Annotated in this window: 15 protein-coding genes and 1 tRNA gene; 3 read left to right on the top strand and 13 right to left on the bottom strand. The window is 68.3% G+C overall.

Annotated elements, in window-relative coordinates; genetic code table 11:
• Positions 1-32 precede the first annotated feature (32 nt).
• Positions 33-115: transfer RNA gene (locus C6I20_RS05910), tRNA-Leu, on the top strand.
• A gap of 198 nt (positions 116-313) precedes the next feature.
• On the opposite strand, the gene pyk is transcribed toward C6I20_RS05910, so the two are convergent.
• The 8 genes from pyk to trpC all read right to left on the bottom strand — a co-directional run bounded on the left by pyk (position 314) and on the right by trpC (position 12,549).
• Positions 314-1,765 carry a pyruvate kinase gene (pyk, locus tag C6I20_RS05905; RefSeq protein WP_118395113.1) on the bottom strand — a complete coding sequence of 484 codons (1,452 nt, stop codon included), beginning with the start codon at positions 1,763-1,765 and terminating at the stop codon, positions 314-316.
• 80 nt (positions 1,766-1,845) lie between these two features.
• Complete coding sequence (locus C6I20_RS05900; protein ID WP_118395112.1) at positions 1,846-3,309, bottom strand: glutamate synthase subunit beta; 1,464 nt, start codon at positions 3,307-3,309, stop codon at positions 1,846-1,848.
• Positions 3,302-7,846 carry a glutamate synthase large subunit gene (gene gltB, locus C6I20_RS05895; protein WP_118395111.1) on the bottom strand — a complete coding sequence of 1,515 codons (4,545 nt, stop codon included), beginning with the start codon at positions 7,844-7,846 and terminating at the stop codon, positions 3,302-3,304. The genes C6I20_RS05900 and gltB overlap by 8 nt, the downstream gene beginning before the upstream one ends.
• Before the next feature lie 108 nt (positions 7,847-7,954).
• Complete coding sequence (locus C6I20_RS05890) at positions 7,955-8,695, bottom strand: VIT1/CCC1 transporter family protein (protein WP_118395110.1); 741 nt, start codon at positions 8,693-8,695, stop codon at positions 7,955-7,957.
• Positions 8,696-8,746: 51 nt separating this feature from the next.
• Positions 8,747-9,622 carry a prolipoprotein diacylglyceryl transferase gene (gene lgt, locus C6I20_RS05885; protein WP_118395109.1) on the bottom strand — a complete coding sequence of 292 codons (876 nt, stop codon included), beginning with the start codon at positions 9,620-9,622 and terminating at the stop codon, positions 8,747-8,749.
• Complete coding sequence (gene trpA / locus C6I20_RS05880) at positions 9,619-10,458, bottom strand: tryptophan synthase subunit alpha (protein ID WP_216822997.1); 840 nt, start codon at positions 10,456-10,458, stop codon at positions 9,619-9,621. The genes lgt and trpA overlap by 4 nt, the downstream gene beginning before the upstream one ends.
• The gene (gene trpB, locus C6I20_RS05875) at positions 10,455-11,681 is read right to left on the bottom strand and encodes a tryptophan synthase subunit beta (protein WP_118395108.1); all 1,227 of its coding nucleotides are present in this window, start codon (positions 11,679-11,681) and stop codon (positions 10,455-10,457) included. Before trpB ends, trpA begins: the two co-directional genes overlap by 4 nt.
• Positions 11,682-11,742: 61 nt before the next feature.
• The gene (gene trpC / locus C6I20_RS05870; RefSeq protein WP_118398636.1) at positions 11,743-12,549 is read right to left on the bottom strand and encodes an indole-3-glycerol phosphate synthase TrpC; all 807 of its coding nucleotides are present in this window, start codon (positions 12,547-12,549) and stop codon (positions 11,743-11,745) included.
• A 105-nt stretch (positions 12,550-12,654) separates the two neighbouring features.
• Here trpC and C6I20_RS17330 point away from each other — a divergent pair, with 105 nt between their 5' ends.
• A complete protein-coding gene (locus tag C6I20_RS17330) occupies positions 12,655-13,494 on the top strand; it encodes a hypothetical protein (protein WP_118395107.1) in 840 nt (279 codons plus the stop codon).
• Positions 13,491-13,796 carry a hypothetical protein gene (locus C6I20_RS05860; protein ID WP_162891154.1) on the top strand — a complete coding sequence of 102 codons (306 nt, stop codon included), beginning with the start codon at positions 13,491-13,493 and terminating at the stop codon, positions 13,794-13,796. The genes C6I20_RS17330 and C6I20_RS05860 overlap by 4 nt, the downstream gene beginning before the upstream one ends.
• 12 nt (positions 13,797-13,808) lie before the next feature.
• Here C6I20_RS05860 and C6I20_RS05855 read toward each other — a convergent pair whose 3' ends face one another.
• Genes C6I20_RS05855 through hisI form a run of 5 tightly spaced genes read right to left on the bottom strand, consistent with a single transcriptional unit; the run spans position 13,809 to position 15,852 of the window.
• Entirely contained in the window at positions 13,809-14,237 is a 429-nt protein-coding gene (locus tag C6I20_RS05855; protein WP_118398634.1) for a DUF2752 domain-containing protein, read from the bottom strand.
• Positions 14,238-14,239: 2 nt separating this feature from the next.
• Positions 14,240-14,686, bottom strand: coding sequence for a DUF4190 domain-containing protein (locus C6I20_RS05850; protein WP_118395105.1), 447 nt, complete (start codon positions 14,684-14,686; stop codon positions 14,240-14,242).
• Between the two features lie 13 nt (positions 14,687-14,699).
• On the bottom strand, positions 14,700-14,894 hold the full coding sequence (locus tag C6I20_RS05845; protein ID WP_118395104.1) for an HGxxPAAW family protein: 195 nt from the start codon (positions 14,892-14,894) through the stop codon (positions 14,700-14,702).
• Between the two features lie 38 nt (positions 14,895-14,932).
• Positions 14,933-15,508 carry a Trp biosynthesis-associated membrane protein gene (locus C6I20_RS05840; RefSeq protein WP_162891153.1) on the bottom strand — a complete coding sequence of 192 codons (576 nt, stop codon included), beginning with the start codon at positions 15,506-15,508 and terminating at the stop codon, positions 14,933-14,935.
• Positions 15,505-15,852, bottom strand: coding sequence for a phosphoribosyl-AMP cyclohydrolase (gene hisI, locus C6I20_RS05835; protein WP_118395102.1), 348 nt, complete (start codon positions 15,850-15,852; stop codon positions 15,505-15,507). Before hisI ends, C6I20_RS05840 begins: the two co-directional genes overlap by 4 nt.
• Position 15,853: the final 1 nt, after the last annotated feature.

Genomic DNA, 15,853 nt, shown 5'->3' with positions numbered 1-15,853 from the left:
GACCGGTCCGGCACAGGCGCGCTGCAGCGCGAGCCGGGTTGGCGGAATGGTAGACGCGACGGTCTCAAAAACCGTTGTCCGCAAGGGCGTGCGGGTTCGAGTCCCGCACCCGGCACGGGAACTGGACGACACATGAAGGTGAGCCGCCCTCGCGTCGTAGGAACCCCCGGCCGAAGGCCGCCGTGCTGGCTTGCCGGCACGGGATCTCGACGACACATGAAGGTGAGCCGCCCTCGCGTCGTAGGAACCCCCGGCCGAAGGCCGCCGTGCTGGCTTGCCGGCCGACGGCCGCCGTGCCGGCAGCTCTCAGGACCTACTCGTGGGTGTCCTTGTACGCCGGGACGACTCCGTTGATCGCATCGCCCATGTTGTGGATGCGCAGCGCGTTGGTCGAGCCGGGGATGCCCGGAGGGCTCCCGGCGACGATGACGACCTGCTGACCCTCGGCACAGTGGCCGCGCTCGAGCAGCGCCTTGTCGACCTGCAGCACCATCTCGTCGGTGTGGGTCACCTCGGGCACGAGGAAGGTCTCGATGCCCCAGCTCAGCGCCAGCTGCGAACGCACGAGCTGATTGGGAGTGAACGCGACCACGGGCACGCGCGAGCGGTATCGGGTCATCCGCCGCGCGGAGTCACCGCTGGTCGTGAAGGCACACACGAAGCTTGCATCGACCGACTCCGCGACGTCCGCCGCGGCGCGGCAGATGATGCCGCTCTTGGTCTTGGCCTGCCAGGTGAACGCCGCCATGCGGGGCAGTCCGTGGTCCTCGGTGGACTCGATGATGCGGGCCATCGTGGTGACGGTGTGGATGGGGTACTCCCCCACGCTGGTCTCGCCCGACAGCATCACCGCATCGGCTCCGTCGAGAACGGCGTTGGCGACGTCGGACGCCTCGGCGCGGGTCGGCCGCGGGGCCGAGATCATCGATTCCAGCATCTGCGTCGCGACGATGGCTGGCTTGGCGTTGCGGCGGGCCTTCTCGACGATGAGCTTCTGCACGATCGGGACGTCCTCGAGCGGCATCTCAACGCCGAGGTCTCCGCGGGCAACCATGACTCCGTCGAACGCGTCCATGATCCCATCGAGGTTGTCGACCGCCTGGGGCTTCTCGATCTTGGCGATGACCGGGCGGACGATGCCTTCCTCGTCCATGATCCTGCGGACGTCGTCGTAGTCGTCGGCCGAGCGCACGAACGACAGCGCGATGAAGTCTGCGCCCAGGCGCAGCGCGAACCGCAGGTCGTCGATGTCCTTCTCGCTCATCGCGGGGACGCTGACCATGACACCCGGCAGGTTGATGCCCTTGTTGTTGCTGACCGGACCGCTGGTCTCGACCAGGCACGTGACGTCGGTCGCGGTGACCTCGGTGGCCCGCAGGCGCATGCGCCCGTCGTCGATCAGGATCTCGTCGCCCACCGAGACATCGCCCGGGAGGCCCTTGTACGTCGTCGAGCACCGTGTGACGTCGCCCAGGATGTCGTCGACCGTGATCGTGAACGTCGATCCGGCCTCGAGGTGCACCGGACCGTCGGCGAACCGGCCGAGTCGGATCTTGGGGCCCTGCAGGTCGGCGAGCACCGCAATGGCCTTGCCGACCTTGTCACCTGCCTCCCGCACCCAGGCATAGTTCTGCTCGTGGTCGGACTGTTCGCCGTGACTCATGTTGAGTCGCGCGACGTCCATCCCAGCCTCGGCCAGTTGCAGGATCTTGTGGGCACTCCCCACGGCCGGGCCGAGGGTGCAGACGATCTTGGCTCTTCTCACGTGTCGACCCTATCCAGTGCTTCCCCTACCGGCGAGTCACTTATGTGGTTTGGTGCAACAAATTCCTTGATGAGATGTCGTCAGGCCGTCAACGGTCGCGCATGGGGCGGGATCGGCGCCGGCAACGTCGTCGAGCCGGTCAGGAACTTGTCGACTCCCGCAGCTGCCGAGCGGCCCTCGGCGATCGCCCAGACGATGAGCGACTGGCCGCGTCCTGCATCGCCGGCGACGAAGACGCCCTCGACGCTGGACATGTAGGCCTTGTCGCGCTTGACGTTGCCGCGCTCGTCCAGGTCGACGCCGAGCTGGTCGACGAGCCCCTCGGCCTCAGGGCCCGTGAAGCCCATCGCGAACAGCACGAGCTGCGCGGGGATGACCTTCTCGGAGCCTTCGATCTCGGTGAACTTGCCGTCCACCATCTCGACCTCGACCAGGCGCAGACCACTGACGTGTCCGCCCTCACCGAGGAACTCCTTGGTGGACATCGAGTAGACCCGCTCCCCCGCCTCCTCATGGGCCGAGGAGACGCGGTAGATCATCGGGTAGGTCGGCCATGGCTGCGCCTCGGGACGATCCGTGCCGGGGTTCGGCATGATCTCGAGCTGGGTGATCGAGCGGGCGCCCTGACGGATCGACGTGCCGAGGCAGTCGGCGCCGGTGTCGCCACCGCCGATGATGATGACGTCCTTGTCGGTCGCGACGATCTGGTCATCGACCTCTTCACCCAGTGCGACCCGGTTGGCCTGCGGCAGGAAGTCCATGGCCTGGTGGATGCCTCCGAGCTCGCGACCCGGCACCGGCAGGTCACGAGGCACGGTGGCGCCGATCGCCAGCACGACGGCGTCGTAGCGGTCGCGGAGCTGATGACCGGTCAGTGTGTCGCCGACCTGGATCCCGGTGCGGAACACCGTGCCCTCGCGCTCCATCTGGTTGATCCGACGCTCGACCTGGACCTTTTCCATCTTGAACTCGGGGATGCCGTAGCGGAGCAGCCCGCCGGGCTTGTCGTCGCGCTCGTAGACCGCGACGGTGTGCCCGGCCCTAGTCAGCTGTTGCGCCGCGGCGAGTCCGGCCGGTCCCGATCCGACGACGGCAACGGTCTTGCCGGTCAGCCACTCGGGCGGCTCGGGGCGGACCTGGCGGTCGTCCCAGGCCTTGTCGATGATCGCGACCTCGACGTTCTTGATCGTCACCGCGTCCCGGTTGATACCGACGACGCACGCCGTCTCGCACGGTGCGGGGCACAGCCGCCCGGTGAACTCCGGGAAGTTGTTGGTCGCGTGGAGCCGGTCGAGTGCCTCGTCCCAGTCCTCGCGCCAGACCAGGTCGTTCCACTCCGGGATCAGGTTGCCCAAAGGGCAACCCGAGTGGCAGAACGGGATGCCGCAGTCCATGCAACGACCGGCCTGCTTGGTGATGATCGGCAGGAGGGCCCGACCGGGACCGCCCGGGTAGACCTCGTTCCAGTCGTGGATCCGCTCCTCGACAGGACGCCGTTCGGCGACCTCGCGGGGCGTTGTGATGAAACCTCTGGGATCAGCCACGTGCAGCCACCTCCATCATGCGTGCGGTTGTATCTTCTTCGGACAAGCCTTCGGACTCGGCGGCCTCGCGGGCCTCAAGCACCAGCCGGTAGTTGACCGGCATGATCTCGGTGAAGCGGCCCAGCGACTGCTCCCAGTTGCCCAGCAGCTGCTCGGCGACTGCGGAGCCGGTCTCGTCGCGGTGCATGCGGACCAGGTCGTGGAGGACCGTCGCGGCGTCTCCCTCGACGGGGCGCGTCTCGACCATGTCCCGGTTGACGAGGCTCTCGTCCAGATCCAAGATGTACGCCGATCCGCCACTCATACCGGCCGCGACGTTGCGGCCGGTGCGGCCGAGAATCACGACGCGTCCGCCGGTCATGTACTCGCAGGCGTGATCTCCCACGCCCTCAACGACCGCGCTGGCACCGGAGTTGCGCACGCAAAAACGCTCGCCCGCCTTGCCGCGCAGGAAGATCTGGCCACCGGTCGCGCCGAAGCCAATGACGTTGCCGGCCACGATCTGCGCCTCGGCGGTGAACAGGACGTCCCGCGGCGGCCGCACGATGATCCGGCCACCCGACAGGCCCTTGCCGACATAGTCGTTGCCATCACCCTCGAGGCGCAGGGTGATGCCCCTGGGCACGAAAGCTCCGAACGACTGACCGGCCGAGCCCAGGAACGTGAGGTCGATCGTGTCGTCCGGCAGTCCCTCACCGCGGTAGCGCTTGGTAACCTCGTGTCCCAGCATCGTGCCGACGGTGCGGTTGACGTTGCGGATCTCCAGCTGCGCCCGGACCGGTTCGGCACGCTCGAGCGCATCGGCGCTGAGCGCAATCAGCTCGTTGTCCAGCGCCCGGTCGAGGCTGTGGTCCTGGCCCGTCGTGTTGTGGAGCGCGGCGCCCTCGGGCAGCTCCGGGACGTAGAGGATCGGCGTCAGGTCGAGACCATCGGCCTTCCAGTGATCGACTGCCTGCGCGACGTTGATGACCTCGGCGTGACCGACGGCCTCCACGATCGAGCGGAAGCCCAGGCTCGCGAGGATCTCACGGACCTCCTGGGCGATGAACTCGAAGAAGTTGACGATGTACTCGGCCTTGCCGGAGTACTTCTCCCGCAACGCCTTGTTCTGCGTCGCGACTCCGACGGGGCAGGTGTCCAGGTGACAGACCCGCATCATGATGCAGCCGCTGACCACCAGCGGTGCCGTGGCGAAGCCGAACTCCTCGGCGCCCAGCAACGCCGCGATGACGACATCCCGGCCGGTCTTGAGCTGGCCGTCGCACTGCACGACGATGCGGTCGCGCAGCCCGTTGATCAGCAACGTCTGCTGCGTCTCGGCCAGGCCGAGTTCCCACGGGCCGCCCGCGTGCTTGAGCGACGTCAGCGGAGATGCTCCGGTGCCGCCGTCGTGACCGGAGATCAGGACGACGTCTGCCTTGGCCTTCGCGACGCCGGCCGCGACGGTGCCGACCCCGACCTCCGACACGAGTTTGACGTGCACCCGCGCCGACGGGTTGGCGTTCTTGAGGTCGTGGATGAGCTGCTTGAGGTCCTCGATCGAGTAGATGTCGTGGTGCGGCGGCGGGGAAATCAGGCCGACACCCGGCGTCGAATGGCGTGTCTTGGCGACCCACGGGTAGACCTTGGGTCCGGGCAGCTGGCCGCCCTCACCGGGCTTGGCGCCCTGCGCCATCTTGATCTGGATGTCGTCGGCGTTCGTGAGGTACTCCGAGGTGACGCCGAACCGTCCGGACGCGACCTGCTTGATCGAGGAGCGACGCTCGGGGTCGTACAGACGATCGGGGTCCTCGCCACCCTCGCCGGTGTTGGACTTGCCGCCGAGACGGTTCATCGCGATCGCGAGGGTCTCGTGCGCCTCCTGGCTGATCGAGCCGTACGACATCGCCCCGGTCGAGAACCGCTTGACGATGGCCGAGACAGGCTCGACCTCGTCGATCGGGACGGCCGGTCGCTCGCCCTCGCGCAGGTCGAACAGGCCGCGCAACGTCATGAGCCGCTCGGACTGGTCGTCGACGCGGGAGGTGTACTGCTTGAAGATCTCGTAGCTGCCCGTACGGGTCGAGTGCTGCAGACGGAAGATCGTCTCGGGGTCGAACAGGTGCTCCGGACCCTCGCGACGCCACTGGTACTCCCCACCGACGTCGAGGTGACGACGCGGGCCCGCGATGCCACTGGTCGGATACGCCTTGAGGTGTCGCGAACGAACCTCCTGGGCGAGCACGTCCAGGCCGACGCCACCGAGCTTGGACGACGTGCCGGTGAAGTAGGCGTCGACGATCTCGTGGGACAGGCCGACCGCCTCGAAGATTTGCGCTCCGGTGTAGGACGCGACGGTCGAGACACCCATCTTGCTCATGACCTTGAGGACACCCTTGCCCAGGCCGTGTGCGACGTTGCGCAGTGCCTTGGCGGGTGCGACACCCTCGACGAAGATCTTCTCGCGGGCGAGGTCCTCGGCGGACTCGAGCACCAGATAGGGGTTGACCGCGGTCGCGCCGTAGCCGATCAGCAGGGCCACGTGGTGCACCTCGCGGACGTCACCACACTCGATGATCAGTCCGGCCTGGGTGCGGAGCTTCTCGCGAACCATGTGGTGGTGCACCGCGCCGGTCAGGAGCAGCGACGGGATCGGGGCGAGATCGGCGTTGGAGTGCCGGTCGGACAGCACGATGATGCGGGCGCCCTTGGCGATCGCGGTCGACACCTCGGCACAGATCGAGTCGAGCTTGGCCTTGAGCGCCGCCCCACCCCCCGCGACGGCGTAGAGCCCGCGGACGACGTGCACCGAGAAGCCCGGCATGTCGCCGTCCTTGTTCATGTGCCGGATCTTGGCGAGCTCGTCGTTGTCGAGCACCGGGAACGGCAGTTGCAGCATCCGGCACGACGCCGGGCTGGGGGCCAGCAGGTTGCGCTCGGGCCCGATCGTGCCGGCCAATGAGGTCACGACCTCTTCACGGATCGCGTCCAGCGGCGGGTTGGTGACCTGCGCGAACAGCTGCGAGAAGTAGTCGAAGAGCTGCCGGGGACGGTCCGAGATCGCGGCGATGGGCGTGTCGGTTCCCATCGAGCCGATCGCCTCGGCGCCGGAGCGCGCTATCGGGGCGATCAGGATGCGGAGCTCCTCCTCGGTGTAGCCGAACACCTGCTGGCGACGCGTCACCGAGGCGTGCGTGTGGACGATGTGCTCCAGGTCGGGCAGGTCCTCGAAGCGCACCAGGCCGGAGTAGAGCCACTCGTCGTACGGGTTCTCCGCGGCCAGCGAGTTCTTGATCTCGTGGTCCTCGATGATGCGGTGCTGGTCGAGGTCGAGCAGGAACATCTTGCCCGGCTCGAGACGACCCTTGCGGGTGATGCTCTTCTGGTCGAGGTCGAGCACGCCGGCCTCCGACGCGAGCACGACGAGACCGTCCTCGGTGACCCAGTAGCGGCCGGGACGCAGTCCGTTGCGATCCAGGACCGCGCCGATCTGGTTGCCGTCGGTGAAGCACACGGCGGCAGGGCCGTCCCACGGCTCCATGACCGAGGAGTGGAACTCATAGAAGGCCCGGCGGGCGGGGTCCATGTCGGCGTCGTTCTCCCACGCCTCGGGGATCATCATCATGACGGCGTGGGGCAGGCTGCGTCCGCCCAGGTGCAGCAGCTCGAGGACCTCGTCGAATGAGGCGGTGTCACTGCCGAGCGGATCGCAGATCGGGAACAGCCGCCGCATGTCGCCGGGGATCAGGTCACTCTCGAGCAGCGCCTCCCGAGCACGCATCCAGTTGCGGTTGCCCCGGGCCGTGTTGATCTCGCCGTTGTGCGCGATGAACCGGAACGGGTGGGCCAGTGGCCAGCTCGGGAAGGTGTTGGTCGAGAACCGGCTGTGCACGATCGCCATCGCCGACTCCATGCGCGGGTCGCTCAGGTCGGGGAAGAAGTTCTCCAGCTGCTCGGTCGTCAGCATGCCCTTGTAGATCAGGGTGCGGCTCGACAGCGACGGGAAGTAGACCTGCAGCTCGTGCTCGGCACGCTTGCGCAGACAGAACGCCGTGCGATCGAGCACGATGCCGGTCTGCGGCTCCCCCGCGGAGGTCACGAACATCAGCGAGAACGACGGCATCGCGCCGCGGGACATCGAGCCGAGGATCTCCGGGTCGACCGGCACGTCACGCCAACCCAGGACCTTCAGGCCCTCCTCGAGCGCCATCGCCTCGATGTGGGTGCGCGCCTCAGCCGCCTCGGACTCGTCGATCGGCAGGAATGCCATGCCCGCGGCGTACGAACCCAGCTCGGGCAGCGTGACGCCGGCGACCGCGCGCAGGAAGGTGTCGGGGATCTGCAGCAGGATGCCGGCGCCGTCGCCGGTGTCGGGCTCGCCGCCGACCGCTCCGCGGTGGTCCAGGTTGCGCAACGCCGTGAGCCCCTTGACGACGATGTCGTTGCTCGGGATGCCGGTCAACGTCGCGACGAAGGCGACCCCGCACGCGTCGTGCTCGTTCTGCGGGTCGTACAGACCCTGAGCAGGAGGCTGGGTCGAGAACTTGGGACTGCGCACGAGGTGCCTGCCTTCATGTCATCTGGGATTACGAGTAGTTCGTACCGGGGACGACATTGGCCTCGGACAGCGAGTCAAGGTTACACGGCGGGAAGCCGTGGTGCCGCATCAGCCGATCACACCGCCGACCGCGTCGCCCACGAGATACGTCAGTCCAGCCGCGGCCCCGCCCAGCGCGAGCTGACGCACGCCGCCGAACAACCACGACCGGGCGGTGATGCGCGTGACGATCGCACCGCAGGCGAACAGGCCAATGAGGGACAGCGCGATTGCGGTCCAGGGCGACTCCACGCCCAGCAGGTAGGGCAGCACGGGGATGATCGCGCCCAGCCCGAAGGCGAAGAACGACGACAACGCTGCCAGCATCGGTGACGCCAGATCGTCGACGTCGACGCCGAACTCCTCACGTGCATGGACCCGCACGGCGTTCTCCGGATCGCGATGGATCTGTGCCGAAACCTCGCGCGCGACATCCTCGTCGACGCCCTTCTCGACGAACATCACCGCGAGTTCAGCCTCCTCGCCCGCCTTGTTGCGGAGGATCTCCTCGCGCTCGATCTCGACCTGGGCGAGGGCGAACTCGCTCTGGCTGGCCACCGAGGTGTACTCCCCCGCTGCCATCGAGAACGCTCCGGCGGCCAAGCCCGCCAGCCCAGCCAGCACGATGGGCTTGGTGTCGTTGGCGCTGGTGCCGCCGACCACGCCCATGATCAGGGCGAAGTTCGACACCAGACCATCCATCGCGCCGAACACGGCGGGGCGCAGCCAACCACCCGTGACGTCGGGGTGCTCGTGCTCGACCGCGTCGGGATCGGGCAGGGGCTCACTACGGTCGACAGCTTCGGTCATGATCAGAAGGTACGTCGACCGGCCGATTTCGTCATCGAAGGATTGGCTTTCCTACGCCGGGTCGGAGTCAGCCGCATCTGCCGGCTCCGCCGGGTCGTCCGACACCGGCAGCTCGGTCGACCCTGCGACCCTCGCCCGTCTGCGGCTGACGAAGAAGTACGTCGCGGCCACCGCGAACACGATGATCGAGGTCCAGACGTTCAGACGGAACGGGCCGATGTGGTTGGCCGTGTCGATCCGCAGGGCCTCGATCCAGACTCGCCCCGACGTGTAGAGCATCGCGTAGAGGGCGAAGGCCCGCCCGCCGGTCAGCTTGACCCGGCGGTCGATCGCGATGATCAGCGCCGCCGCGGCGAGGTTCCACAGCAACTCGTAGAGGAACGTCGGGTGGAACGTCGCGAACTGCGCGTAGCCGTCCGGGCGGTTCTCCATCGCGATCTCCAGGCCCCACGGCTTGGTCGTCGGCCGGCCGAACAGCTCCTGGTTGAAGTAGTTGCCGATTCGACCGATCGCCTGCGCGACCAGCAGCCCGGGGGCCAGTGCGTCCGCGACCGCCGAGAACGAGACACCGTAGCGGCGACAGGCGATGTACGCACCGACCGCTCCGCCGGCGACCGCGCCCCAGATGCCGAGACCGCCCTGCCAGACCTTGAGCGCGTCGACGACGTGCCTGCCCTCGCCGAAATACAGCTCGGGATCGGTCGCGACGTGATAGATGCGGGCACCCACGATGCCGAACGGGATCGCCCAGATGGCGACGTCGCCGATCAGGCCCTCACGGCCGCCGCGAGCCTGGAAGCGCTTCTCACCGATCCAGATCGCGACGAGCGCGCCGATGATGATGCCGAGCGCGTACGCCCGCAAAGGGATGGGTCCGAGCTCCCACACGCCCTGGGAGGGGCTGGGGATGAAGGTCGTGATGTTCACGTGGTCTGGTTCCTCTCGACGCCGGCACGCAGGTCCTGCGCCAGCCGGCGAATGGCCTCGAGTCCGGACGACTCGTCCGGCGCATCCAGCAGACAGCGTACGAGGGCGGACCCCACGATGACAGCATCGGCGAATTCGGCGACCTCCCGAGCCTGCTCTCCGTTGCTGACGCCAAGACCCACACCGACTGGCTTGTCGGTGACCTGGCGCAACCGGGCGACGAGCTCAGGGCCCAGCGAGCTGGTCTGCTCACGCGCCCCGGTCACGCCCATCACGGCGGTCGCGTAGACGAAGCCGCTGGCTGCCTCGGCCGTCATCGCCAGGCGTGCGTCGGTCGAGGAGGGCGCGACCAGGAAGATCCGGTCGAGGCCGTACTGCTCCGACGCGGCCACCCACTCGGTCGCCTCGTCGGGGATCAAGTCGGGGGTGATGAGGCCAGCGCCGCCGGCGTCGGCCAGGGCCTCGGCGAACCGGTTGACGCCGAACCGCTCGACCGGGTTCCAGTAGGTCATGACGACGGTCGGGGCTCCGGTCGCCGCGCTGGCGCGGACCACGTCGAACACATCGGTCGTCCGGGTGCCAGCACGCAGGGCCTGCTCGGCGGCGGCCTGGATCGTGGGGCCGTCCATGACCGGATCGCTGTACGGGAGTCCCACCTCGACGAGATCGACCCCGCCCTCGACCATCGCCTCGATCGCCTTGATCGACAGCTCCTTGGTCGGGAAGCCCGCTGGCAGGTAGCCGACCAGGGCCGCACGGTTCTCTGCGCGTGTGCGGACGAAGAGCTCGTCAATGCGGGTCAGACCGGCATGGGTGGTGTGCTGACGCTCGGTCATTCCTCCACCCCCTGGTCGAGGACGACGGGCCCGTCGATCAGTCCGAAGTACTCAGCCGCGGTGTGCACGTCCTTGTCGCCGCGCCCCGAGAGGTTGACCAGGATCGTCGAGTCCGGCCCGAGCTCCTTGGCCAGTTCGAGCGCCCCGGCCAGGGCGTGCGCCGACTCGATCGCGGGGATGATCCCCTCGGTCTTGCACAGCAGGTCGAAGGCAGACATCGCCTCGTCATCGGTCGCTGGCACGTACGTCGCACGGCCGATATCGGCCAGGAACGAGTGTTCAGGTCCGACGCCGGGATAGTCCAGCCCCGCCGAGATCGAGTGCGACTCCAACGTCTGGCCATCCTCGTCCTGCAACAGGAACGAGCGTGCGCCATGCAGCACCCCGACCTCACCACCCGTGATCGTCGCGGCGTGCCGGCCGGTTCCGACGCCGTCACCACCGGCCTCGATGCCGCGGAGCATGACGTCGGCATCGTCGATGAACGCCGTGAACAGGCCGATCGCATTGGACCCGCCACCGACACAGGCGACGGCCGCATCGGGCAGCGACCCGGTGAGCTCGAGCACCTGGCGGCGCGCCTCGTCACCGATGCCGCGGGTCAGGTCGCGGACCATCGTCGGGAACGGGTGTGGCCCCGCCGCGGTGCCGAACAGGTAGGAGGTCGTGTCGACACTGGAGACCCAGTCGCGCAACGCCTCGTTGATCGCGTCCTTCAGGGTGCGGCTGCCGGTCGTGACCGGCACGACCTCGGCGCCCAGCATCTTCATCCTGGCGACGTTGAGTGCCTGCCGCTCGGTGTCGACCTCACCCATGTAGACGACGCAGTCGAGATCGAGATAGGCGCATGCCGTGGCAGCGGCCACACCGTGCTGTCCGGCACCGGTCTCGGCGATCGCGCGCGGCTTGCCGATCCGCTTGGCCAGCAGGGCCTGGCCGATGACGTTGCGGATCTTGTGGGCACCCGTGTGGTTGAGGTCCTCGCGCTTGAGCAGGATTCGAGCGCCGGCGACCTCGGAGAATCTGTGCGCCTCGTAGAGCGGGCTGGGCACGTTGGCGTACTCGCGCAGCATGCGGTCGAGCTCGGCCATGAAGGTCGGATCGGCCTTGGCGTCGGTCCACGCATGATCGAGCTCGTCGAGCGGGGCGATCAGCGCCTCGGGCATGAAACGGCCGCCAAAGCGTCCGAAGTGGCCGGTTGGGTCGGGCTGGGCGTACGTCATGGGTCCTCAGGAGGTGGAAGCGACAGGGGCGGGGCGCGTCACCGTGCGGACGATGACGCCACTACCAGCGGTGCTGCAGTGCCGGATGGGCACCGGCTGCGACGAGGTCGGCAACGGTCGCGCGCGGATCGTCGCCACGGACGAGCGTCTCGCCGACGAGGACCACGTGCGCGCCGGACTTGGCGTACTCGATGACATCATGCGGCCCACGCACACCGGATTCGGCGACCTTGACGACTCCGTCGGGGATACCGGGCGACAACCGCTGAAACGTGCCGCGGTCGACCTCCAGCGTCTTGAGGTTGCGGGCATTGACACCGATCAGGTCGGCTCCGGCGCCGACCGCGCGACGGACTTCCTCCTCGTCGTGCACCTCGACGAGCGGGGTCAGGCCGATCGACCTGGCTCGCTCGATCAGGCTCTCGAGCACGATCTGCTCCAGCGCAGCGACGATCAGCAGCGCCATGTCGGCCCCAGCGGCCCGGGCCTCCCAGAGCTGGTAGGAAGTCGTGATGAAGTCCTTGCGGAGCACCGGGACGTCGACCGTGGCACGTACGGCCCGCAGGTCGTCGAGCGTGCCGCCGAAACGTCGCTGCTCGGTCAGGACGCTGATCGCGGCGGCTCCACCGGCGGCGTAGTCCTCGGCGAGTGCGGCGGGATCCTTGATCGCGGCAAGCTCGCCCTTGCTGGGGCTGGAACGCTTGACCTCGGCGATGACCGACACCCCGTCAGCGCGGAATGCCGGCATCGGATCGAGCGCCGGGTCCTGGCGAGCGGCCTGGGCCTTCAGGTCGTCGAGGGGCGTCTGCGCCATGCGGTCCTGGAGGTCAGCGGCTGCACCAGCAAGAATCTCGTCGAGCACGGACACGGACACTCCTCCCCTCACGCACAATGGTCTGATTCAAGGGTATCCCGGCGAACGTGTGTCCCCCGCGGGGGTTCCCCCGGTGGCACAAATCACTATGCTCGCCGGATGACGACGAACGAGCCGCCGCCGTATCCCGGTGATGACCAGCCGAACACCAACGACCTCCCCGCCTATGGATCGGTCCCGCCGCCGCAGGGTGGCTTTCCTCCACCGCCACAGGGTGACTACCCACCACCGCCGCCGGGTGGATATCCGCCACCCGGAGCACCGGGCGGCTACGCAGCGCCCTACAGCGCGGCCGATGCGATCAGCTATGGCTGGCGCAAGTTCAAGGAGAACGCCGGGGCCCTGATCCTGGCGACCCTGATCGTTGCCGTGGCCACGTTCGCACTCGGCGCGATCTCTGAGATCGTCGCGCCGTCACCGTCCTTCATGACATCGGGCGGCTCGTTCGTGTTCGACGGCTCCGGGATCGTGGCCTCACTGATCGCCCAGACCATCGCCGGCACCGTGGGCTACATCCTCACGGCGATGTTGGCCCGAGGCGCCCTCGACGTGACCGAGGGCCAGCGGTTCGACATCGGCGTGGCCTTCGGCAAGCTCGACCTGACCCGTGTGCTGCTCACCGGACTGCTGCTGAGCGTTCTCAGCACCGTCGGGATCCTGCTGTGCGTCCTGCCCGGCCTGGTGTTCCTGGTCTTCTCGGTTTTCACGATCTACTTCGTCGTCGACACCGATCAGTCGCCGACCCAGGCACTGGGGTCCAGCTTTGGCCTGGTCGGCCGCAACTTCGGCAATGGCCTGCTGACCGGCCTGCTGGCCTTCCTGGTCCTGATGGCCGGACTGCTGCTGTGCTTCGTTGGTCTGCTCGCCGCGATCCCGATCGTCACGCTCGCAGCGGCGTACGCCTACAAGCGGTTCCAGAACCTACCGGTCGCACCATGAGCCCGGGTCCGGAGTCGTCGCCCGACGATCGAGTGAGCGACGGCTCCGCGGCCCCGACGAACCGCAACGCGATCTACAGCGTGCTGTTCGGCATTGCCGCGTTCGCCTGCGTCTTTGTGTTCCCCTTCGGTGCGATCCTCGGCGTTCCGTCGGTCACGACCGGGGTGCACGGCCGAAGGGAGATCGCGGCCTCGCAAGGCGCCGAGGGGGGCGACTCGGCCGCCGTCATCGGGATGATGATCGGTGTCGCAGCGATCATCACTGCGCTCGCCTCGTGGGCCCTGAGCGGGCTCACGGGCTGAGGGCCGGGCGGCTCAGGGAGCGAGCCAGGCGCCCCAGGGGGTGTTGCGGAGGACGCCGAACACGATCAGGACGCCGATCGCACCGAAGCCGACCCGTGAGCTGAGCACGATCATCTGGCCACGGGTGCCGCGCAGCCGGCGGCCGATCCACAGCACCCATGCCACGGCCAGGACGCCGACCAGCGCAACTGCCAGCGCATTGCTGCTGATCGCGCCCACGAGGTCGCCGCGACTCAGGTCGTTGACGGCGCGCAGGCCGCCACAACCCGGGCAGGGCAGGCCGGTCATGACCAGGAACGGGCAGAAACCGTACGAACCCGACTGGTGCGGGTCGTACAGGTGCAGCAGGGTCGCTGCGGCCAGGCCGGCCGCCCCGACTGCAGCGGGGGCGTACAGGTCTGCCGCGGTCACGCGGCGCACTGGCTCCAGCCCCGGCAGCATCGTCACCATCCCGTCGCGGTCCCGACGATGATCAGCGCGATCACACCGGCCCAGACCACGGTGCCGGCGATCCCCGTGATCAGGCCCGCGGTCGCCATGCCGCCTCCGGTCTGCGTGCCATTGCTGCGGGCGATGTCCTTCTTGCCCAGGATCGACAGCACGATCGCCACCGGTCCGATCAGAAGTCCCAAGTAGCAGAAGGCGATCGAGACGATGCCCGCGATCATGCCCCACATGGCCTTGCCATTGGTGCGCGGCGGCGGGTAGCCATAGCCATGGGGCTGCTGGCCGTAGCCCGGCGGCGGCTGCTGGCCGTAGCCCGGCGGCGGCTGCTGGCCGTAGCCCGGCGGCGGCTGCTGGCCGTACGCGGGCTGGCCGTAGGCCGGCGGCTGCTGGTTGTGCGGCTCGCCGGAGTCCGGATAGCTGGGGTACTGCGGCTGATCGCTCATCGCGAGGAACGACTCAGTGCTCGGCGGAGTTGGCGCCCATGCCGGCCGACGACATGACCCGGCCGACCAGGCCCGAGGCCAGCGCGACGACGCATCCGACCGTGAACCACACCCAGTTCGGGTTGGGGATCAGTGCAACGCCACCGATCGTGATGCCGGTCAGGCACAGCAGTACGGCGGTCCAGGCGGCTGGCGATGATCCGTGCATGGGGTGATGTCTCCTCGGGGTGGCGAACTCCGCTCAGACTACTGGGTCGGATCGCGACCTTCGTCCAGTGCCTTCCACATGTCGCTGTCGGACTGCGGTGTGACGACCACCGGACGAGCCGCCGGGGCATCGTAGCGGCTGCTCATCGTCGGCCAGGTCGCCCCGAACTTCGCGGTGATTCCACCCAGGACGGCGGCGAGAACGAATCCAAGGACCGTGACGTAGGCCCACGGCGAGGTCGAGAAGTCTGGGGCGGTGCTACCGGTGAACGCCGGCGATGCCTCGACCGCCCGGCCGACCGCGTCGTCGAGCGCCGAGGAGCCGAACAGCACGATCCCGACGCCCGCGGCGGCCACCAGCACCGTGAATCCGCCGACGACCCTACGCACGCGCGGGGAGGCCGCCAGCACCGCGAGAGCCGCCGTCAGCACGACCAGTGCGAGCGCGGAGACCAGCGGTTGGGCGTCGGTGCCGGTCACGTCGACCGAGTCGGACGGCAGGCCGTCGGTCGCGACCCGGACGTGCGCCCAGGTCCGGGACGCGGCAAAGAAGGCCAGCCCGCCGGCCGCCACGGTGCCCAGCACGGTCGGGGCCAGCAGACGGCGGGTGTTCACAACAGTCGATCCGCGTCGAAGCACGTGCGGGCGCCGGTGTGGCAGGCCGGTCCGGTCTGGTCGACCAGCACGAGCAGTGTGTCACCGTCGCAGTCGAGCCGAACCTCGCGCACCGCCTGGGTGTGGCCAGACGTCTCGCCCTTGACCCAGTACTCCTGCCGGCTGCGGCTCCAGAAGGTCCCCCGACCCGTCGTGAGGGTGCGGTGCAGGGCCTCGTCGTCCATCCAGCCGACCATCAGCACGTCGTGACTCTGCGCGTCCTGGACCACCGCAGGCACGAGACCCTCCGCATCGTGCTTGAGACGGGTCGCGATGGCGGAATCAAGGGAGCTCACGGGATCCATT

The organism is Aeromicrobium sp. A1-2 (assembly GCF_003443875.1).
GTDB lineage: Bacteria > Actinomycetota > Actinomycetes > Propionibacteriales > Nocardioidaceae > Aeromicrobium.
The sequence above is the reverse complement of the archived record's forward strand: the minus strand, read 5'-3'. Positions and strand labels throughout refer to the sequence as shown.